A 19,477-nucleotide genomic window follows, 5' to 3' on the forward strand; every position below is an offset into this window, starting at 1 on the left:
GTCGCCGCGGCGGGTGGTCCGACAACCCTCGCCGAGCTGGGGATGGCCGAGGCCGGACCGCGACGAGCCCCCGACACATCGCCACCCACCGTGCGGGACCCGAAGCCGCGTGGAGATTGCACGCCCCGTCGAGGGGTACGACGGGTGCTGGGGGAGGCGTTCGGCGGGTTCCGCCCGGTCTGATCGTCACAGCACGTGGTGGCCGTACATCTCGCCGAGCGGGTCGGCGATCAGTTCGACGCGGGCACCGTCCGGGTCGCGGAAGTACAGCGAGACGCCGCTGTGTTCCTCGACAGCGACCCCCGCGTCGCCGAGTGCTGACCGCAACCGGTCCCAGCGGTCGGGGGCGACGCTGATCGCGATGTGGTGCAGTCCGCCGAGGACCTCGCGGTAGGGGCCCACGTCGAGTCCGGGGAAGTCGAAGAACGCGAGCAGGTTGCCGTTGCCGATGTCGAAGAAGAAGTGGGACGAGCCCGGGTAGTCGCGATTCTCGATCAGTTCGGTGAGGGGGAACCCGAGCAGGTCCTGGTAGAAGCGGATGGTCGTCTCGACGTCGCTGCTGAGCAGCGCCGTGTGGTGCAGTCCGCGGGCGGTGGAGGCGGGTCGCCGGTCCGCGGGCAGCAGATATTGCGCGCGGAGACGTTCGCGCTGGGATTCGAACCTGCGGCTGCGTTCCCGGTCGGTGGTGGTGCTCACGGTCCGCTCCTCACATTTTGTTGCTCATTCAACTACCTGAGCGTAGCGCATGTAGTTGCGTAGTCAACTTGTTTCCCGGGGTGCGATACATTGAGTGTGACGTGCATCACCGATGCGCGTGAACCTTCTGCCCCCGGATGGAGGGGTTCCCCATGAGAGGCGCGCTGTTCCGCGACATCGCGATCCTGCTGGCGCGGCTGGTTTTCGGCGTCATCTTCCTGGTCCACGGTCTGCAGAAGCTCACCGTCGACGGCTATGCCGGCACCAAGGCCGGATTCGAGGGCATGGATGTGCCCGTGCCCGCGGTGACCGCGTTCATCGCGACCTGGGCGGAGATCCTCGGGGGGATCTCTCTGATCCTGGGTCTGTTCGTCCCCGTGTTCGGGGTGTTGCTGTTCCTGGACATGCTCGGTGCGTACCTGTTCGTCCACATGGGGAACGGCGTCTACGTCAGCGACGGCGGGTGGGAACTCGTCGGTGCCCTCGGCCTCGGTTCGCTGCTGCTCGCCGCGGTCGGGTCGGGAGCGTTCGGACTCGATCGGTTCCTCGCTCCGAGGATGCGGTTCCCGGCCCGACGGTAGCCGGGCGGCGCAGGTCGCCGACGACGAGGACAACCGCGCTGCCGGGTGGGCGCGCGGCTGTCCAACACGTGCACGCACAGGGAAATCGAATGGTGAATTCCGACATCCGCACATCAAATCCCACCCCTGTAATTCGGGTGCGAACCGGACGCTCGTCCCACTTTTTCCGAGCCTTGGCGGGATGATCGAAAATCACGAAATGTGACGGTGTCTTAACAACTGAATACGCAGGTCAAACGGGTGTAGTTGCCGTATCAAAGCCGGTTCGTTACCGTGCTGTGATCGCAGTTGTCGTCCGTTTGGAATTGTTGTGTCACCCTTCACCAAGCTCAACAGAGCAAAATCTCCCGTGCTGTACTCGGTTGTCGCGGCCCTGTTCGTGACCCTCGTCACCGGCGGAATCTTCGCCCTCGTCAAGCACAAGGATCTGACCCTCGACGTCGACGGAGAGCAGCGTGCCTTCGGCACCATGAGCTCCACCGTCGGCGACATCCTCGCCGACGCCGGATACGAAATCGGCGAGCACGACGTCGTCGCGCCGTCCGCCGACGCCACGGTCTCCGACGGCGACACCGTCGTCCTGCGCCGTGCCCGCGAGGTCAACCTGACCGTCGACGGCGAGGAGCGCTCGGTGTGGACCACCGCGCTCACCGTCGACGAGGCGCTGGCACAGTTCCAGCTCTCGTCCGACGTGCACGTCTCCGCCTCGCGGTCGCACCGTCTGCCGCTCGAGGGCATCGACCTCGACGTCGTGAACCCGCGCAACGTCCAGTTCACCGACGGCAACGCCCCCGCGGTCCCGGTCCGGCTCGCCGCCCCCACCGTCGGCGAATTCCTCGCCGCGAACGGCACCGTGCTCGAGCAGGGCGACTCGGTCGCCCCCGCCGTCGACGCCCCGCTCACCGAGGGCCTGAGCGTCGTCGTCACCCGCGACCGCGTCGAGGAGCGTGTCGAGAACCAGCCCATCGCGCCGCCGGAGCACCGCGTCGACGACCCGAACATGACCGAGGGCGAGACCGCACTGGACAACCCGGGTGCACCGGGTGAGCGTTCCGTCACGTTCGACGTGCACACCGTCAACGGCGCCGAGGTCGGCCGCACCGAGAAGGCGTCGACCGTGGTCACCGAGCCCGTCGCCGCGACCGTCCGCGTCGGCACCAAGCCCAAGCCCGCCGTGCCGGCCTCCGGCCGCGCGTCCACCTGGGATGCGCTCGCGCAGTGCGAGGCGACCGGGAACTGGGCCATCAACACCGGCAACGGCTTCTACGGCGGCCTGCAGTTCACCCAGCAGACGTGGGCCGGCTTCGGTGGCACCCAGTACGCCCCGCGCGCCGACATGGCCACCCGCGAGCAGCAGATCGCCGTCGCCGAGAAGGTGCAGGCGGCGCAGGGCTGGGGCGCGTGGCCGTCGTGCACCAGCAAGCTCGGCCTGCGGTAGGAACGGGGGACTCGTCTCTGCGGTCCGGGACGATCACGCTCGACGTGCTGCCCGATGCCGGATCCGGCATCGGGCAGCGCCGCGTCGTGGCACCGGATGCCGACCTGGCACGGGCCGCGTGGCCGTCGTGCTCCGGCAGCCCGGGCGTGCGCTAGGTTCAGGACGTGTCAGACGATTCTCCCCGCGGACAGGCCGCACTGCTCGGCCCCGCCGAGGTCCGGACGCTCGCCGAGGAGTTCGGCGTCCGCCCGACCAAGCAGCTCGGCCAGAACTTCGTGCACGACGCCAACACCGTGCGCCGCATCGTGTCGGTCGCCGGGGTGGGCCGCGACGACGTGGTGCTCGAGGTCGGCCCCGGCCTCGGATCGCTGACGCTCGCCCTCCTCGACGTCGTGGATCGGGTGGTCGCGGTCGAGATCGACCCCAAGCTCGCGGCGCGGCTGCCCGAGACCGTGGCGCAGCGGGCCCCCGAGCTCGCCGGGAACCTCGACGTGGTGCTGCAGGACGCGATGAAGGTGATGCCGGACGATCTTCCGGTCACCCCGACCGCGCTCGTCGCGAACCTGCCCTACAACGTCGCGGTGCCGGTCCTGCTGCACCTGTTCGCCGAGTTCCCGTCGCTGCGCACCGCGCTGGTGATGGTCCAGGCCGAGGTCGCCGACCGGCTCGCCGCGCAACCCGGCAGCAAGGTCTACGGCGTGCCGAGTGTCAAGGCATGTTTCTTCGGGGAGGTGCGTCGTGCCGGTGCGGTCGGGCGCGCGGTGTTCTGGCCTGTGCCGCAGGTCGAATCCGGTCTCGTGCGGGTCGACCGCTACACCGAACCGCCGTGGCCCACGGACGCCGAGCACCGCAGGCGTGTCTTCGCGGCCGTCGACGCGGCGTTCGCTCAGCGCCGCAAGACGCTTCGCGCGGCGCTGAGCGGCTGGGCGGGATCGGCCGCCGAGGCGGAACGGCGCCTCGTCGCCGCGGGCATCGAGCCGTCGATGCGCGGCGAGAAGCTCGACGCCGCAGCGTTCGTGCGGCTCGCGGCCACCGAGTGACGACCGGCTGTTGTTGCTTTACAAGGAATTTCGCTCTGCGGTTGCAGGGTCGCGCAGTCTGTGGTCTACTGGATCTCGGTCGTTAGGTAGTGTGTTTGTGGTTTACCCTCGCACATTTCTGGTTGCGAGCGGATGCGATAGCCACCACGGAAATCGTTTCAGCCGTCGAGTGACAGACCCGGGCGGTGTTCAGCCGTCCGACGACGGGGCGGCGACCGCCACCCCACTGCAGTAAGGAAACATCATGGCTGAAGGTACCGTGAAGTGGTTCAACGGCGAAAAGGGCTTCGGCTTCATCGCTCCGGCCGACGGTTCGGCTGACGTCTTCGTGCACTTCTCCGAGATCCAGGGCCGCGGCTTCCGCACCCTCGAGGAGAACCAGCGCGTGAGCTTCGAGATCGGTCAGGGCCAGAAGGGCCCGCAGGCCACCGGCGTCACCGTCATCGGCTGATACCGATACCTCGACGAAACCCCGGAACTCGCAACGAGTTCCGGGGTTTCGTGCTGTAACCGACTGAGACAGGCCGCTTCTCGGGTCAGGCGCGTCGGTACCGCGCGGCGATCAGCGTGTGCCGCTCGGCGAGAGCCCGGCAGGCGTCGCGCAGGTCCGGTGGATCGAGCACCGTGAAGTCCACGTCGAACGCGTACAACCATTTCGCGACCGCGTCGAGCGACCTCCCGTCGAGCACGACCGCGCAACTGTCGTCGTCGACGAGTTCCACACTGCCCCAGTCGTCGTAGACCTTCGGGGCGATCTCCTCGAACGGCGCGTGCAGCAGCACCCGGACCCGTACCTGTGCGGCACCGCGCCGGATGCCGCGTGCCACGAATTCCGCGGCGCCGCCGGGCGGCAGCTCGCGCGGTGTGAACCGTGGGCCGGTGGGAATCTTCGGTTCCATCCGGTCGACCCGGAACGTGCGCCAGTCCCGGCGCTCGATGTCCCACGCCATGAGGTACCAGCGCAACCGCGACCGCACCAGCCGATACGGCTCGACCTCGCGCCGCGTGGCCTCCCCGTCGTGCGCGCGGTAGTCGAACCGCAATCGCTCGTGGTTGTGGCACACGGAGGCGATCGTGCTCAGCAGCGCCGCGTCCACCGCCGACGCCACCGGCGTCCGGTCCACCACCTCGACTTCGAGCGCCTCGAGCCGGTGCCGCAACCGTGACGGCATCACCTGCCGCAACTTGGACAAGGCCCGGCTCGCGGCCTCACCGATCCCGGTGACCGAGTCGTTCGCGCCGGCCTGCAGCGCGAACGCGACGGCGACGACCTCCTCGTCGTCGAGCAGCAGCGGCGGCATCTCGGCACCCGCGCCCAGCCGGTAGCCGCCACCGACCCCGACGGTCGCGTCCACCGGATAGCCGAGGTCGCGGAGCTTGTCGACGTCGCGCCGCACCGTCCGGGTGGTGATCGCCAATCGTTCGGCGAGTTCGGTGCCCGACCAGTCCCGGCGGGTCTGCAGCAGGGACAGCAACCGGAGCAGGCGGGCGGAGGTTTCACGCATGCGACGACGATCCCACGGATCGCGGACGAGTCCGGTCCTATTTCGCCGGGCTGCCGGACCGTGGCGGTCTCGCCGTCCGGGTAAGCTCTGTACTCGTGCTTTCCGTCGTTCCGACGCCCGTCACGGTGCGGGCTCCGTCCAAGGTCAACCTGCATCTCGCAGTCGGTGACCTGCGCGAGGACGGCTACCACGAGCTGCGCACCGTGTTCCAGGCGCTGTCGCTGAGCGACGAGGTCTCGGTGGTGCCGGCCGACACGTTGAGCGTGACCGTGCGCGGCGCCGACGCCGCGCTGGTTCCCGCGGACTCCACCAACCTCGCGTGGCGGGCCGCCGAGCTCGTCGCCGCCCGGGCCGGCCGCGAACCCGCGGTCGCGATCACGATCGACAAGGGCATCCCCGTCGCGGGCGGCATGGCCGGCGGAAGCGCCGACGCCGCCGCGACCCTCGTCGCCCTCGACGCGCTGTGGCACCTCGGGCTGGGGCGCGACGAACTCGACGACCTCGCCGCCGACCTCGGCAGCGACGTGCCGTTCTGCCTGCACGGCGGCATCGCCATCGGCACCGGCCGCGGTGAGCAGCTCGTGCCGGTGCTGTCGCGGCACACCTTCCACTGGGTGCTCGCGCTCGCCAAGGACGGCCTGTCCACGCCGGTGGTGTTCCGCGAACTCGACCGGCTCCGCGCCGAGGGCGACCCGCGCCGTGTCGGCGACACCGACGACCTGCTGCACGCGCTCGCCAGCGGCGATCCGCACGTGCTCGCCCCGCTGCTCGGCAACGACCTGCAGGCGGCGGCGCTGTCGCTGAACCCGGCGCTGCGCCGCACCCTGCGCGCCGGGGTGGAGGCCGGGGCGCTGGCCGGCATCGTGTCCGGTTCCGGACCGACCTGCGCGTTCCTGTGCGCCGACGAGGACGCCGCGGTCACCGTGAGCGCCGAGCTCGCCGGTGCCGGGGTGTGCCGCACGGTCCGGGTCGCGTCCGGCCCGGTGCACGGCGCTCGCGTCGTCGGCGCCTCCACCCACTGACCCCTCGATCCCCGAAAACCGGAAGGCTCTGCTCCGCGTGGCGAATCTGATCAATCTCGAACAGGTCTCGAAGTCCTTCGGCATCAAGCCGCTGCTGGACTCGGTGTCCCTCGGCGTGGAGGAAGGCGAACGCATCGGCGTCGTCGGCCTCAACGGCGGCGGCAAGACGACGATGCTCGAGGTCCTGGCCGGGCTCGAGGAACCGGACTCCGGTCGCGTCAGCCGCGTCGGGGGCCTGCGCATGGCCGTGGTCACCCAGCGCGGCGTGTTGCCGGCCGGTTCCACCGTCGGCGACGTGGTCCTGGGGCCGCTCGGGGTCGCCGAACACGAATGGGCCGGCGACGCCCGCATCCGCTCGGTGCTCGCGGGCATCGGCATCGACAACCTCGGGCTCGACGCGGTCGTCGACGGTCTGTCCGGTGGCGAACGCCGCCGCGTCGCGCTCGCCGCCGCGCTCGTACAGGACCTGGACCTGCTGGTACTCGACGAACCCACCAACCACCTCGACGTGGAGGGTGTCCAGTGGCTCGCCGAGCATCTGCTGTCGCGGCGCAGCGCGCTCGTCGTCGTCACCCACGACCGCTGGTTCCTCGACACCGTCGCGACCCGGACGTGGGAGGTCGTGGGCGGCAAGGTCGAAAGCTATGACGGTGGCTACAACGACTGGATCTTCGCGCGGGCCGAGCGGGCCCGCCAGGCCGACGCCATGGAGGAGCGGCGCCGCAACCTCGCCCGCAAGGAGCTCGCCTGGCTGCGTCGCGGCGCCCCGGCCCGCACGTCCAAGCCGAAGTACCGGATCGATGCCGCCGAGGCACTGATCGCCAACGTGCCGCCGCCACGCGACTCGGTGGCGCTGGCGTCGTTCGCCAAGCGCCGGCTCGGCCGCATCGTGATCGAACTCGAGGACGCATCGCTCACCACCCCGGACGGTCGCGAACTCGTGCACGACCTGACGTGGCGTCTGGGACCGGGGGAGCGGATCGGTCTGGTCGGGGTCAACGGTTCCGGCAAGACGACGCTGCTGCGTACCCTCGCGGGTGAGCTCGAGCCGGCGTCGGGACGTCGCGTGCAGGGCCAGACCGTCGAGATCGGCTGGCTGCGACAGGAACTCGACGACCTGCCCACGGACATGCGTGTGCTCGAGGCGGTTCAGGATGTGGCCGAGCGGATCACCCTGGGCGACAAGGAGATGTCCGCCGGCCAGCTCGCCGAACGTCTCGGTTTCACGCCGGCCAAGCAACGCACCCCCGTCGGTGACCTGTCCGGCGGCGAGCGGCGGCGGCTGCAGCTGACGCGGGTGCTCATGGCCGAACCCAACGTGCTGCTGCTCGACGAGCCCACCAACGACCTCGACATCGACACCCTGCAGCAGCTCGAGGACCTGCTCGACGGCTGGGCCGGAACGCTGGTCGTCATCAGCCACGACCGGTACCTGATCGAACGCATCTGTGATTCGACGTGGGCGCTGTTCGGTGACGGCAAGCTCACCAACCTGCCCGGCGGCATCGAGGAATACCTGCGCCGCCGAGCGGAACTCGGCGACGGTGGTGTGCCGTCCGTCGCGTCGACGGTCGCCAGGCAGTCCGGTGCCGAGAGTGCTGCGTCCCCGAAGCGCGACGGCGCGGCCGAGCGTGCGGCGCGCAAGGAACTCGCCCGGCTGGAACGGGCGGTCGCGAAGTTCACCGAGCGCGAGGAGAAGCTGCACCACCAGCTCGCCGAGGCCGCGACCGATCCCGATCGGTTGCAGAAGCTCGACGCCGAACTGCGCCAGGTGGTCGCGGAAAAGGAAGCCGCAGAAGAGCAGTGGATGGAGCTCGCCGAAGAGGTGGGCTGACGCCCCGGTGTGCCTTTGTGGCGGTTCCCGCCGCCACAAAGGCACACGGGCGGCGGAGCCGCCTCTTGACCTCGAGTCGGCTCGAGGTCGGACGATGGGTCGCGTCAGCAGACAACACCCTTCAGGAGGATCGATGTCCACCACCGAAACATCCAGTCCGTCACCGGTTCTGTCGCGATCGTGGACTACCGGCCGACCCGTCGTCGTGGCCGCCGCGGTCGCGGGGGCACTCGTCGTCAACCTGGTCCTGTGGCTGATCGGCCTGGCCGCGGGCGGCTCGTTCGAGCACACCGACGCCGGCGCGACCGTCAGCGCCGCACCCGGCGGGGTGATTCTCATGACCGTGGTCCCGCTCGGTGTCGGCCTCACGGTCGCGGTCCTGCTGGGCATGTGGTGGCCAGGGTTCGTGCGGATCGCCCAGGTCGTCGGGGCGCTGCTGCCGCTCGCCACGATCACGGGCACGCTCTCGGCCGACTTCGACACGGCCAGCACCGTGACACTGACCCTCATGCACGTCGTGATCGCCGCTGTGGCCGTCGTCGCGCTGGAAAAAGTGCGCTGACGCGCCGGTGTGTCTTTGTGGCGGTCCCACCGCCACAAAGACCCACCGGCGGCGACGCCGCCTACAGGCCCAGCAGCTTGCCGATGATCTCGTTCATGATCTCGGTGGTGCCGCCACCGATACCGAGGACGCGGGCGTCGCGGAAGTGCCGCTCGACCTCGCTCTCGCGCATCAGGCCGATACCGCCGGCGAGCTGGACGGCCTCCAGCACGGCGTTGTCGCAGACCTTCACCGCGTTGTTCTTCGCCATCGACGTCTCGAGCAACATGCCTTCGCCGTTGACCCAGCGCTCCGCGACGGAACGGCAGAAGGTTTGCGCCGCAGTGATTTCGGTGGCCAGATCGGCCAGTCGGTGGCGCACCACCTGGCGCGTGGACAGCGGGCGGCCCATCGTCTCGCGGGACTTGACCCACTCGATCGTCAGGTCGAAGCAGCGCTGGGCGGTCGCGACCGCCTGGAACGCGAGGGACAGCCGCTCGCCCTGGAACTGCTGCGCGATCTGACCGAACGCCGAGTTCTCCGCGCCGACGAGGTTCGCGGCGGGCACGCGCACGTCGTCGTAGAACAGTTCGGCGGTGTCCGAGCACAGCCAGCCCATCTTGTCGAGCTTCCGGGACACCGTGAATCCCGGCGTGTCCGTGGGCACGACGATCAGCGAGATGCCCCCGGCGCCGGCGTCACCGGTGCGGACCGCGGTGGTGACGAAGTCGGCGCGGGTCCCGGAGGTGATGTACAGCTTCGAGCCGTTGATCACGTACTCGTCGCCGTCGCGGCGTGCGGTGGTGCGGATGTTCGCGACGTCGGAGCCGCCGCTGGGCTCGGTGATCGCCAGGGACCCGATGATCCGGCCCTCGAGTGCGGGCCGGGCGAACCGGTCGATGAGGTCGGTGTCGCCCGACGAGACGATGTGCGGGGTGGCGATGCCGTGGCTGAACAACGCCGAGATCAGGCCGGACGAGCCGCCCGCGAGGATGATTTCCTCGAGGATGGCGAGCATGTCCAGGGCGTTGCCACCGGAACCGCCGTGCTCCTCGGCGACGGACGCGCCGAGCAGACCGGCGTCGGCGGCCTTGCGGTGGAGCTCCCGCGGGATCGCGCCCTCACGTTCCCAGGTGTCGAGGTGCGGGACGATCTCCTTGCGGGTGAAGTCCGCGGCGAGCCGTCGCAGCGCCTTCCGCTCCTCGGTGTCCCAGCGCTGGATCTCGGTGGTGGTCACGGTCATTCGCCCTTCCAGACGGGTGCTCGCTTCTGCATGAACGCCATGACGCCTTCGAGGGTGTCGGCGCTGGTGGTCAGCCGCGCGAGAGCTCGATCGGTCAGTTCCCAGGCATGGGCCTCGGCGGCGACCGTGCCGTCGACGATGCCCCTCGCGACGGTCTTGCTGGCCTGCACCGCCAGCGGGGCACCGGCCGCGACGTCCTCGGCGAGCGCCAGTGCCGTGGACAGGACGTCCGCCTGCGGCACCACCCGGTTGACCAGGCCCCACCGCAACGCGTCCTGCGCGGTCATCGGTTTACCCGTGAGGATCAGTTCCATCGCGACCGCGCGCGGGATGGCCTGACCGATGCGGAACACGCCGCCGGCACCGGCGATGAGCCCGCGGTGCACCTCGGGCAGGCCGAATTCGGCACCGTCGGAGGCGACGACGAGATCGCTGGCCAGGGCGAGTTCGGTGCCGCCGCCGAGCGCGGTGCCGTTCACCGCGGCGATCACGGGCTTGCGGATGTGGTGCTTGACCACCCCGGCGAATCCCCAGTGCGCGGTCTCGGGCGGGGTGACACCGTCGGGTCCGGTGGTGCCGAGCGCCTCGAGGTCGGCGCCACCACAGAACGCGCCATCGCCGGCACCGGTGAGCACGACCGCCCGGACGCCGGCGTCGGCGTCGGCGCGTTCCCACGCCTCGCCGAGCCCGCGGTGCACGGCTGCGTTGATGCTGTTCGCGGCGCCGGGACGGTTGATGGTCACGAGCAGCGTGTGATCCCGCTGCTCGACGAGAACGGCCGGTTCGGTCACGATGCGGACTCCTCGGAGGGCTGGTCGGAGAGGGTGACGGTGAGGGCGCCGCCGGCGTCGACGACGTGCACGGTGCGCCCGATGATGCCGGGACCGGCCGCGAGGATCGCGGCTCCGGCGGCGTCGGTGTGGCCCGCGACGCGGCGGCCGTCGGGTGTGAGGCCGATGAGGAATCCGATGGCCGGATTGCCGTCGCGCCCGTATTCGGCTGTGGCGGTGACGACTTCGATGTCGCCCTCGTGGTCGAGGGCGGCGTCGGGTGCGGTCGCCGGCAGCAGCACCGGTTCCGGATCGCCGATGTAACCGTCGGTGTGTGGTGCTGCGGCGAGGACGACGGTGTGCTGGTACGTCAGGTATCCGCCGTTGCCGTGGACCAGGGCGAGCTCGCCGTCGATGCGCAGCCGCCGCGTGACCGCGACGACCGAGTGCAGCGTGTAGCTGTTGAGCGGTCCGCCGAAGAACGAGTGTCCGCCGGTGACGCTGGGTACGGTCTCGCGCGGCAGCCCGAGGTGCTCGACGAGCAGCTTCGGGACCACCGGGAAGCAGCTGTATGCGTCGACGATGTCGAGGTCGCCGGCTGTGATGCCGGCCCGGGACAGGGTGCGGGCGAGCGCGTCGGCGAGCGCGGCCGAGCGTCCGACGTCGGCGCGGGCGAGCACGTCGGTGGGTTCGGTCGCGCCGGCGCCGCCCCACACGTACACGAGCCGGTCGTCGTCGATGCCGAGGTCGCGGGCGACGGCCAGCGAGGTCACGAGGACCGCGGCGGCCTGGTCGACGAACGGCATCGCGTTGAGCATCAGTGGATAGGGATCGGTCACCATCCGGTTGCGGGGACCGGCCGTGGCGATGTCGTCGGCGGTGCGCAGGTCGGGGTTCCACGCGGCGGGATTGTCCGCGGCGATCTCGGAGAACGCGGCGTAGAGCCGCGCGGACCAGGCGAGGGATTCGTCGTGTCCGTGCCCGGCGTCGAAGCTGAGCCGGTTCTCGAACAGCGGGTAGACGCGGGTGGGCGCGATCATCGCGGCGCGTTGCATGGCGACGCTGCCGAGGTCGTCCGGGTCGAATGCGGGCGGCCCGCCGGGGGCGGTGGTCCAGCCGAGCGTCGCGGGGTCGGTGCCGGCCTTGGCGGCGTTGGTGACCGAGGCCTGTGATTCGCCTCCGACGAGGAGGGCGATCGTGCTCGTGCCTGCGGCGATGTCGTGGGCGATCCGGTCGAGCAGCGCGGCCGGCCAGTGACCGCCGATCGGCGTGGTGGAGGTGTGCGCGGGGGCCGCGCCGAGGCGGCCGGCGAGGAGCCCGGGCAGGTCGTCGTAGGCCCAGCTCGCGGTCCTGACGGCACGGACGGTGTCGACGCGCGCGACCAGGGCGGCGGTGTCGGCGACGCCGGTGTCGGCGAGGGCTGCGGTGGTGGCCTCGTGGATCAGGTCGAGGGGCTCGCGGGGATCGGCGGGGGAGCCCGCGCGACCGGATCGGAGGTCGCCGACGCCGATCACGACCGGTGTCCGGGTGGGGTCTGTCATCACTGTCCTTACGGAAGACGAGGTGTGAACCGACCGAAGAATAATACGGACTGATTCAGTCTGTAAATGTCCGTGAGGTCTGGCAGACTTCCGGTGTGACCGAAGCAGCCCCCCGGCGCCGTGGCCGGCCCCGCGACGCCGACCTGGAAGACCGCGTGTTCGACGCCGTGCTCGAGGTCTACGCGGAGACGAGCTGGCGCGGCTTCACCCTCGACGCCGTCGGCCGCCGGGCCCGCGTCGGCCGCGCCGCGCTGTACCGGCGGTGGTCCTCCAAAGACGAGCTGCTCGTGCAGGCACTCGAGGCCCGCAGCCCGCTGCCCGACCCGATCGACACCGGCAGCCTGCGCTCGGATCTGGTCGAACTGGCCGGTCAGCTCCTCCGCGGCTACCGCACCACACCCGGCCTCGTGAGCCTGCGAGTCGCGCTCGACGCCCGCGCCCACCCGGAGCTGCTCGCCCGGCTCACCGACACGCTCAACCGCAGCCGCGTGCTCGCGGCGCGCACCATCGTGCATCGAGCGGTCGCGCGCGGCGAGCTGCGTGGCGACACGTCGGTGACACTGCTGCTCGAGATGGTCACCGGTGCGGTGCTCAGTCACGTGCTGTTCGCCCTCGGTGCGTCCGCGACCGCGGGAGAGGACGCGGCCTACGCGGAGACGATCGTCGACGCGACCGTCCGGGCGCTGACCGGGCCGGACACGGACCGGCTTTCGCGGTGACACGGATCGGCCGCGGTGCGGGGGTGACGTAACCGAACTGCAATCGAAATGATCGGCGTGCCTCCGAAACCGATACCGCCCGACGGTGATCCGGGATAGCCTGACTGTCAGGTTCCAACAGTGGTCGTAGGGGCTCGGGAGGTCGGCGATGGATCTGGAGGCCGTCAGCGCGATCGAGCGGGTCAAGTACCGCTACGCTCGGACGCTCGACACCAAGGAATGGGCCGAGTTCGCGGACACCCTGACTCCGGAGGCCACCGCCGTCTACGGCGAGCATCTCAGTTTCGAATCCCGCGACGCCTTCGTCGGTTTCCTCGCGAACACGCTCGGCGCCCACGTCGTCACCGAGCACCATTGCAGTCATCCCGAGATCGACCTCGCGCCGGACGGGCAGAGCGCCACCGGGGTGTGGCTGCTCGCCGACACCGTCGTCGTCCCCGAGGACGGGATGCTCCTGCGCGGCTCGGCCTACTATCACGACCGGTACGTTCGCTGCGAGGACGGGAAGTGGCGCATCGCGCACACCTCCTACGAACGGAACTGGGAGACAGTCGTTTCCCTCGACGACCTGCCGAGCTTCCGGCTCACCTCGAACCGCTGGGATCTGCTCGAGGTCCCGCGCGCATCATGACGTTCGACGGTGTCGACTTCCCCCGGCCGGGAGCGTTGCCGTACCTCACGGTGTCCGGCGCTGTAGCGGCGATCGACTGGTACACAACGGTTTTCGGAGCGGAACTCGCGGGTGATCCCGTCGTGATGGACGACGGCCGGATCGGTCACGCGGAACTGATCTTCCCGACCGGCATGGTGTACGTCGCCGAGGAATTCCCCGAGATGGGACTGACCGCCGCGGAGGCCGGCGCCACGTCGGTGAGCCTGATGCTGCCGGTCGACGACACCGACGCCGTCCTCACACGCGCCCGGGACGCCGGCGGCACCGTCGAGCGCTGGATCGCCGAAAGCCACGGCAACCGCAACGCGACGCTGCTCGACCCGTTCGGGCACCGCTGGCTCCTCGTCGGCCCGGTCACCGGCGAACCACCCGGTGACACGAGATAAGGCCGGGCAGACCGCGCGTCCAGCCGGTGTCGACCCCTCCCGGTAGGCTCCCGCCCGTGACAGAACCGTCCTACATACGCACCCGCGTCGCCAACGGCGTCGGCGAGGTGGTGCTCGATCGGCCCGCGGCTCTCAACGCCCTGGACAGTTCGATGATCCGTGACCTGTATGCGCCGTTGTCGCAGTGGCGCGACGACCCGGCGATCACCGCGGTCCTGGTCACCAGTGCCTCCGACCGTGCCTTCTGCGCCGGCGGAGACATCAAGTCCGTGCGGGACGCCGCACTGGCCGGCGACACCGACCGGGTCCGCGCCTACTTCGCCGGGGAATACCGGCTCGACGAGCTCGTCGCCACCTATCCGAAGCCCTACCTGGCGTTGCTCGACGGCGTCACCATGGGCGGCGGACTCGGCATCTCCGTGCACGGCGCGGTCCGGGTCGTCTCGGAGAAGGCGCTGCTCGCGATGCCCGAAACGGCGATCGGTTTCGTTCCCGATGTCGGTGCGAGTCATTTTCTGCCGCGGCTGCGCGGCACCACCGCCCGCTGCGACGCCGTCGGCATGTACCTCGGGCTGACCGGGGCGCGGATCACCGCCGGCGATGCTCTGGCGGTCGGGCTGGCCACCCATTTTGTGCCCGGCGACCGCATCGGTGCGCTCGCCGACCGCATCCGGGCCGGTCTGTGGCAGGACGCTCTCGACGAGTTCGCCGAACCGGCCCCGGAGTCGGCGCTCGCCGAGCGGTTCACCGACATCGAAAAGGTCTTCGGTGACGGCACCGTCGCCGACATCGTCACCCGGCTCGACGACGACTCGCTCGGCGACCCCGCCTGGGCCGCGGCGACCCGCGACGCTCTGCGGGCGCTGTCGCCGACGAGCCTGTACGCGACCGCCGAACTGCTGCGGCGCGGTGCGGAGAGCACGTTGAGCGAGTGCTTCGCGCGGGAACTCGAGGTTGCCGTGCGGATCAGCGGCGAACCCGACTTCGCGGAAGGGGTACGCGCGGTGCTCGTCGACAAGGACCGCAACCCGGCGTGGTCGCCGAAGACCGTCGAGGACATCGATCCGGCGCGGATCGCCGCGCTGTTCGGCGACTAGCGCCGCCGGGTGGCGGGAACCGGGATCCGGTCCGACCGGGTGACGGTTCCCGGCACCCGGCGGGCCTGGGTGCAGGTCAGCGCGTGGGGCGCTGCGGGGCCTGCAGGTCGACGACGATCGGCTGGCCGCCGAGGGTCGCGTGGATCTCGGGCTTCTCGAGGCCACCGGCGAGCAGGTACTCGCCGAGCAGGCTCAGCAGTTCGTCGTTGTCGAGGGTCGGGTCCGACGCCAGACCCCGGTTCCGGGTTGCCAGCTCGCCCTGCGCGAGTCGCGCGGCGATGCGCACCGACGCCTGCCCCATCGAGTTGCGGCGTGCCGGACCGGCCGACGGCCCGGCCGACGGCAGGCTCGTGCCGAGCTCGGCCGTGGTGGTGGGCCCTGCGCCGATACCGTTGGTACCGGCAGTCGTGCCGTTCGTGCTGGTGCTGCTCACCGGGGACGTCCCTTCCGTAGTGGTGCCGGCGCCCACCCCGCCGGCCGGGTTGCGATCGGATGCGTGACTGCCCGTGGCACGTGGACCGGGGCCGCTCGCCATCGGGGTACTGCTCGGGAGCGGGGTGCTCGGCAGTGGATAGATGAAGGTGCCCGAGCGCTTCGGCGAATCGTTCCGCTTGGCCGAGTCGGCCCGGCCGCGCGGCGGTGTACCGTCCGGCTCGGCGGCCGAGGTGTCGTCGTTCATGCACAGCTCCTGAGAATCCCCCGAGCCAGCGTCAGCTCGACGGCTCAGGAAATTACCAGTATTCGCGGTCACATGCACTACCGCTGCAACAATCTCAGTCGGTCGCGGCGACCAGCGGCTCCAGCGTCAGATCCGGCAGCTCCTTCTGGATGTACTGCAGCCGCCACTTGTCGCTGACCAGTGCGAGCAGCACCCCATCCGACCGGGTGAACACCTCGACGCCGCGCTGCCGGTTCAGTTCGTCCGCAGACTCCGCATCGGTGCGCCGCGCGAGCGCGTAGCCGAGCGGCTCGATCCGCGGTTCGACGTTGTACTCGGCCTTCATCCGCGCCGCGACGACCTCGAACTGCATGGGCCCGACCGCCGCCATCACCGGGGAAGCGTCCCCGCGCACGTCGTTGCGCAGGATCTGCACGACGCCTTCGGAGTCGAGCTGGTCGACGGCCTTGCGGAACTGCTTGTACTTCGACGCGGCGTCGACGCGCAGGATCGCGAAATGCTCCGGCGCGAACGACGGGATCGGCGGGAACTCGACCTTCCGGTCCACGAACAGCGTGTGCCCGGGCGCGAGGGCGGTCGCGTTGACCAGGCCCACGACGTCGCCCGGGTAGGCGTTCTCCACGGTGGAGCGTTCCCGGCCGAACACGGTCAGCGCGTACTTGGTGGTGAACGGCTTGCCGGTCTGGGCGTGCGTGACGACCATGCCACGCTCGAAGACTCCGGACACCACCCGCATGAACGCGAGGCGGTCGCGGTGCGCGGTGTCCATGCCGGCCTGCACCTTGAACACCACCGCGCTGAACGGGTCGTCGACGTTGCGGGGCGTGTCGTCGACGGCGAGGCGGGCGCGCGGCGGCGGCGCCAGCGCGACGAGGGTGTCGAGGATCTGCCGGACGCCGAAGTTCAGCATCGCCGACGCGAAGATCACCGGCGAGGTCTGACCGGCGAGGAACAGTTCCTGGTCGTGGTCCTGCCCGCTCGCCGACAGCAGTTCCGATTCCTCCGCCGCCTCGGCCCACGTGTCGCCCTCGCGGTCGAGAGCGTCGTCCGACGTCAGGTGCTCCTCGGGGGCGATCTTCGCGCCGCCCGCGGTGCGGGTGAACTTGATGTACTCCTCGGCTGCGCCGTCCTCGCCGCGTCGCAGCAGACCGCGGAAGTCCCCGGCGATGCCGACGGGCCAGAACAGGGGGGTCGGCGTCAGGCCGATTCGTTCGTCGATCTCGTCGAGCAGTTCGAGCGGTGCGCGGCCCGGCCGGTCCCATTTGTTGATCACGGTGATCACCGGAATCCCGCGGTGGCGGCACACCTGGAACAGCTTGAGGGTCTGCGGCTCGAGACCCTTCGCGGCGTCGATGAGCATCACCGCGGCGTCGACGGCGGTCAGGACCCGGTAGGTGTCCTCGGAGAAATCCGAGTGGCCGGGGGTGTCGACGAGGTTGATGACGTTGCCCGGATCGTCCTCGTCGGCGGTGGACTCGCTGGACCGGTAGTTGAACTGCAGTGCCGTGGAGCTGACGGAGATGCCGCGGGCCTTCTCCATCTCCATCCAGTCCGAGACGGTCGACTTGCGGCCGGCCTTGCCGTGCACGGCGCCGGCCTCGGAGATCACCTTCGCGTGCAGCGCCAGCGCCTCGGTGAGTGTGGACTTACCGGCGTCCGGGTGGGAGATGACGGCGAACGTGCGGCGCCGACCGGCCTCCGCGCGCACTTCCTTGGACAGGGCAGCAGTGCCGGTGTCGCTGCCGGTGGTGCCGGTGGCCGAGGCGGGCGGAGTACTCAACGCGGAACTGACCTCTCGAAACGGGGTGGGGCGTGCGGGTATCGCAGGCAACTCCTCCATGTTACTCGGCGATTCGATGTCGATTTCCGCCAGATTCGGTCACGTTTGCCGTGGCGCCGTTCCCCGTCGGCTCCGGCGCGAGGACTCTGGACCGCAGACCTTCGGATCGAGGAGTGCCCGTGAGCAGATTCACCGACGAGATGTACGAGACGGCGTCGACCACGAACCGGGCGCTGATCACCGGTGAGCCCGACGAACCGATGCGGCAGACGTGGGGGGAGATCCATCGGCAGGCCCGGTGCATGGCCGGGACGCTGGCCGCGGTCGGAATCGGCCACGGGGACTCCGTCGGTGTGCTCGCGGGCAATCCCGTCGACATCGCCCCGGTGTGCCAGGCCATCTGGATGCGTGGCGGCAGCGTCACCATGCTGCACCAGCCGACGCCGCGCACCGATCTGGTGGTGTGGGCCCGGGACACCGAAACGGTCGTCCGCATGATCGATGCGCGGACCGTGGTGCTCGGCGCACCGTTCGACGCGGCGGAACCGCTGCTGCGCGAACGCGGTATCCCCGTCGTGACCGTCGGGCAGATGCGGTCGGGCACGCCGATCGACCCGGTCGACACCACCGAATCGGACATTGCGTTGCAGCAGTTGACGTCCGGTTCGACCGGATCGCCGAAGGCGGTGCAGATCTCGCACGAGAACTTCTACGTCAACGCGTACGCGATGATCGATCGCATCAAGTTCTCCCTCGACGACGACGTGATGATCAGCTGGCTGCCGCTGTTCCACGACATGGGAATGGTCGGGTTCCTCAGCGTGCCCATGCAGGTCGGTGCCGAAGTCGTCTCGGTGACACCGCTGGAGTTCCTCAGGAGTCCGCTGCTGTGGGCCGAGCTGATCGGCAAGTACCGCGGAACGGTCACGGCCGCACCGAATTTCGCCTACTCGCTGCTTGCCCGGAAGCTCGCGCAGGCGCCGGACGGCGCGGTCGACCTGTCGTCGATGAGGTGGATGTGGAACGGCGCCGAGCCCGTCGACCCGGACACCATGATCGCGCTGGCCGAGGCCGGTGCACGCTTCGGGCTCGACCCGATGGCCCTGGCTCCCGTCTACGGCATGGCCGAGACGACTCTCGCGGTGTCGGTCCCCGATCCCGGGCACGGGCAGGTCCTCGACATCGTCGACCCCGACCTGCTGGAAGCGGGCGGCATGGCCGTGCCCACCACCCGGCCGCACGCGCGGCGCCTGGCCACGCTCGGGCATCTCGTTCCCGGGCTCGAGGGGCGCGTCGTCGGGCACGACGGGCAGGTGCTTCCCGCGCGCGGTGTCGGCATCATCCAGTTGCGCGGTAAGGCCGTGACCTCCGGATACCTCACCGTGGACGGGCCCGTCCCGGCGCAGGACCCGGACGGCTGGTTCGACACCGGCGACGTCGGCTACTTCACCGAGGAAGGTCGCGTGGTGGTGTGCGGTCGCGTCAAGGACGTCATCATCATGGGCGGCCGCAACGTGTACCCGACCGACATCGAACGCGCCGCGTGCAGCGTCGACGGAGTGCGGCCCGGCAACGCCGTCGCGATCCGGCTCGACGCCGGCGACAAGCGTGAATCCTTCGCGGTCGCAGTCGAAACCAACCGGATCGACGACCGCGACGAGGTTCGCCGCATCGAGCACGACGTGGTGCACGCCGTCGTCGCCGAGGTCGGGGTACGCCCCCGCACGGTCGCGGTGCTCGGTCCCGGGAGCATCCCGAAGACATCCTCCGGCAAGCTGCGCCGCGGCAGTTCGGTCGCGCTGCTGGCCGGCTGAACCCGTGCGCGTTTTCGGTAGCGGCCGCTACCGAAAACGCGCACGGGCCGGAAACCACGCACGGCTCAGTGGATCCGGTTCTGCGCGCCTTCGAGGCCCAGACGCAGCAGCAGTTCGA

19 protein-coding genes and 1 pseudogene are annotated in these 19,477 nt (G+C 70.0%); 13 read left to right on the forward strand and 7 right to left on the reverse strand.

Features of this window, described 5'->3' with window-relative positions; genetic code table 11:
- Positions 1-183: pseudogene (locus tag A8G15_RS31405) on the forward strand (maleylacetate reductase); the annotation flags it as partial.
- A gap of 3 nt (positions 184-186) precedes the next feature.
- On the opposite strand, the gene A8G15_RS04315 reads toward A8G15_RS31405, so the two are convergent.
- Positions 187-696 (reverse strand): VOC family protein, encoded by a 510-nt coding sequence (locus tag A8G15_RS04315; RefSeq protein ID WP_068155718.1) that lies wholly within the window; start codon positions 694-696, stop codon positions 187-189.
- A 152-nt stretch (positions 697-848) separates the two neighbouring features.
- Here A8G15_RS04315 and A8G15_RS04320 point away from each other — a divergent pair, with 152 nt between their 5' ends.
- The 4 genes from A8G15_RS04320 (at position 849) to A8G15_RS04335 (ending at position 4,206) form a co-directional block, all read left to right on the forward strand.
- Positions 849-1,277, forward strand: a complete 429-nt coding sequence (locus A8G15_RS04320) for a DoxX family protein (protein WP_068155747.1) — start codon at positions 849-851, stop codon at positions 1,275-1,277.
- Between the two features lie 310 nt (positions 1,278-1,587).
- Entirely contained in the window at positions 1,588-2,715 is a 1,128-nt protein-coding gene (locus tag A8G15_RS04325; protein ID WP_068155721.1) for a resuscitation-promoting factor, read from the forward strand.
- Between the two features lie 164 nt (positions 2,716-2,879).
- The gene (gene rsmA, locus A8G15_RS04330; RefSeq protein ID WP_068155722.1) at positions 2,880-3,755 is read left to right on the forward strand and encodes a 16S rRNA (adenine(1518)-N(6)/adenine(1519)-N(6))-dimethyltransferase RsmA; all 876 of its coding nucleotides are present in this window, start codon (positions 2,880-2,882) and stop codon (positions 3,753-3,755) included.
- Positions 3,756-3,999: 244 nt separating this feature from the next.
- Entirely contained in the window at positions 4,000-4,206 is a 207-nt protein-coding gene (locus A8G15_RS04335) for a cold-shock protein (RefSeq protein ID WP_068155724.1), read from the forward strand.
- 85 nt (positions 4,207-4,291) lie between these two features.
- On the opposite strand, the gene A8G15_RS04340 is transcribed toward A8G15_RS04335, so the two are convergent.
- Complete coding sequence (locus A8G15_RS04340) at positions 4,292-5,260, reverse strand: helix-turn-helix transcriptional regulator (RefSeq protein ID WP_068155725.1); 969 nt, start codon at positions 5,258-5,260, stop codon at positions 4,292-4,294.
- 95 nt (positions 5,261-5,355) lie between these two features.
- Here A8G15_RS04340 and A8G15_RS04345 point away from each other — a divergent pair, with 95 nt between their 5' ends.
- From A8G15_RS04345 to A8G15_RS04355, 3 genes are all read left to right on the forward strand, one after another.
- The gene (locus A8G15_RS04345; RefSeq protein ID WP_068155726.1) at positions 5,356-6,282 is read left to right on the forward strand and encodes a 4-(cytidine 5'-diphospho)-2-C-methyl-D-erythritol kinase; all 927 of its coding nucleotides are present in this window, start codon (positions 5,356-5,358) and stop codon (positions 6,280-6,282) included.
- Positions 6,283-6,319: 37 nt separating this feature from the next.
- Entirely contained in the window at positions 6,320-8,116 is a 1,797-nt protein-coding gene (locus tag A8G15_RS04350; protein WP_068155727.1) for an ABC-F family ATP-binding cassette domain-containing protein, read from the forward strand.
- A 133-nt stretch (positions 8,117-8,249) separates the two neighbouring features.
- On the forward strand, positions 8,250-8,678 hold the full coding sequence (locus tag A8G15_RS04355) for a DUF6069 family protein (RefSeq protein WP_068155729.1): 429 nt from the start codon (positions 8,250-8,252) through the stop codon (positions 8,676-8,678).
- A 61-nt stretch (positions 8,679-8,739) separates the two neighbouring features.
- Here A8G15_RS04355 and A8G15_RS04360 read toward each other — a convergent pair whose 3' ends face one another.
- From A8G15_RS04360 to A8G15_RS04370, 3 genes are read right to left on the reverse strand one after another with little or no spacing between them, the layout of a single operon-like run.
- Entirely contained in the window at positions 8,740-9,900 is a 1,161-nt protein-coding gene (locus A8G15_RS04360) for an acyl-CoA dehydrogenase family protein (RefSeq protein WP_068155730.1), read from the reverse strand.
- A complete protein-coding gene (locus tag A8G15_RS04365; protein ID WP_068155731.1) occupies positions 9,897-10,691 on the reverse strand; it encodes an enoyl-CoA hydratase-related protein in 795 nt (264 codons plus the stop codon). Before A8G15_RS04365 ends, A8G15_RS04360 begins: the two co-directional genes overlap by 4 nt.
- Positions 10,688-12,211: an acetyl-CoA acetyltransferase gene (locus tag A8G15_RS04370; protein WP_068155732.1), complete on the reverse strand. Its 1,524-nt coding sequence runs from the start codon at positions 12,209-12,211 to the stop codon at positions 10,688-10,690. Before A8G15_RS04370 ends, A8G15_RS04365 begins: the two co-directional genes overlap by 4 nt.
- Positions 12,212-12,306: 95 nt before the next feature.
- On the opposite strand from A8G15_RS04370, the gene A8G15_RS04375 reads away from it, so the two are divergent.
- From A8G15_RS04375 to A8G15_RS04390, 4 genes are all read left to right on the forward strand, one after another.
- Positions 12,307-12,930 carry a TetR/AcrR family transcriptional regulator gene (locus A8G15_RS04375; protein ID WP_068155733.1) on the forward strand — a complete coding sequence of 208 codons (624 nt, stop codon included), beginning with the start codon at positions 12,307-12,309 and terminating at the stop codon, positions 12,928-12,930.
- Between the two features lie 148 nt (positions 12,931-13,078).
- Complete coding sequence (locus A8G15_RS04380) at positions 13,079-13,561, forward strand: nuclear transport factor 2 family protein (protein WP_068155734.1); 483 nt, start codon at positions 13,079-13,081, stop codon at positions 13,559-13,561.
- On the forward strand, positions 13,558-13,989 hold the full coding sequence (locus A8G15_RS04385) for a VOC family protein (protein WP_068155741.1): 432 nt from the start codon (positions 13,558-13,560) through the stop codon (positions 13,987-13,989). The genes A8G15_RS04380 and A8G15_RS04385 overlap by 4 nt, the downstream gene beginning before the upstream one ends.
- 56 nt (positions 13,990-14,045) lie before the next feature.
- Complete coding sequence (locus A8G15_RS04390; RefSeq protein ID WP_068155743.1) at positions 14,046-15,086, forward strand: enoyl-CoA hydratase/isomerase family protein; 1,041 nt, start codon at positions 14,046-14,048, stop codon at positions 15,084-15,086.
- Positions 15,087-15,162: 76 nt separating this feature from the next.
- On the opposite strand, the gene A8G15_RS04395 is transcribed toward A8G15_RS04390, so the two are convergent.
- On the reverse strand, positions 15,163-15,765 hold the full coding sequence (locus A8G15_RS04395; protein WP_211270113.1) for a hypothetical protein: 603 nt from the start codon (positions 15,763-15,765) through the stop codon (positions 15,163-15,165).
- A 94-nt stretch (positions 15,766-15,859) separates the two neighbouring features.
- Positions 15,860-17,545 carry a peptide chain release factor 3 gene (locus tag A8G15_RS04400; RefSeq protein WP_068155752.1) on the reverse strand — a complete coding sequence of 562 codons (1,686 nt, stop codon included), beginning with the start codon at positions 17,543-17,545 and terminating at the stop codon, positions 15,860-15,862.
- Positions 17,546-17,724: 179 nt separating this feature from the next.
- Here A8G15_RS04400 and A8G15_RS04405 point away from each other — a divergent pair, with 179 nt between their 5' ends.
- A complete protein-coding gene (locus A8G15_RS04405) occupies positions 17,725-19,359 on the forward strand; it encodes a fatty acyl-AMP ligase (protein ID WP_068155745.1) in 1,635 nt (544 codons plus the stop codon).
- The last annotated feature ends 118 nt before the right edge of the window (positions 19,360-19,477 follow it).

This window comes from Rhodococcus phenolicus (assembly GCF_001646785.1).
Classification (GTDB): Bacteria; Actinomycetota; Actinomycetes; order Mycobacteriales; family Mycobacteriaceae; genus Rhodococcus; species Rhodococcus phenolicus.

Coding starts and splice junctions, on each gene's coding strand:
- A8G15_RS04380 (WP_068155734.1), top strand. CDS start 13,079: ATGGATCTGGAGGCCGTCAGCGCGATCGAGCGGGTCAAGTACCGCTAC.
- A8G15_RS04385 (WP_068155741.1), top strand. CDS start 13,558: ATGACGTTCGACGGTGTCGACTTCCCCCGGCCGGGAGCGTTGCCGTAC.
- A8G15_RS04360 (WP_068155730.1), bottom strand. CDS start 9,900: ATGACCGTGACCACCACCGAGATCCAGCGCTGGGACACCGAGGAGCGG.
- A8G15_RS04355 (WP_068155729.1), top strand. CDS start 8,250: ATGTCCACCACCGAAACATCCAGTCCGTCACCGGTTCTGTCGCGATCG.
- A8G15_RS04370 (WP_068155732.1), bottom strand. CDS start 12,211: ATGACAGACCCCACCCGGACACCGGTCGTGATCGGCGTCGGCGACCTC.
- A8G15_RS04335 (WP_068155724.1), top strand. CDS start 4,000: ATGGCTGAAGGTACCGTGAAGTGGTTCAACGGCGAAAAGGGCTTCGGC.
- A8G15_RS04340 (WP_068155725.1), bottom strand. CDS start 5,260: ATGCGTGAAACCTCCGCCCGCCTGCTCCGGTTGCTGTCCCTGCTGCAG.
- A8G15_RS04395 (WP_211270113.1), bottom strand. CDS start 15,765: ATGAACGACGACACCTCGGCCGCCGAGCCGGACGGTACACCGCCGCGC.
- A8G15_RS04320 (WP_068155747.1), top strand. CDS start 849: ATGAGAGGCGCGCTGTTCCGCGACATCGCGATCCTGCTGGCGCGGCTG.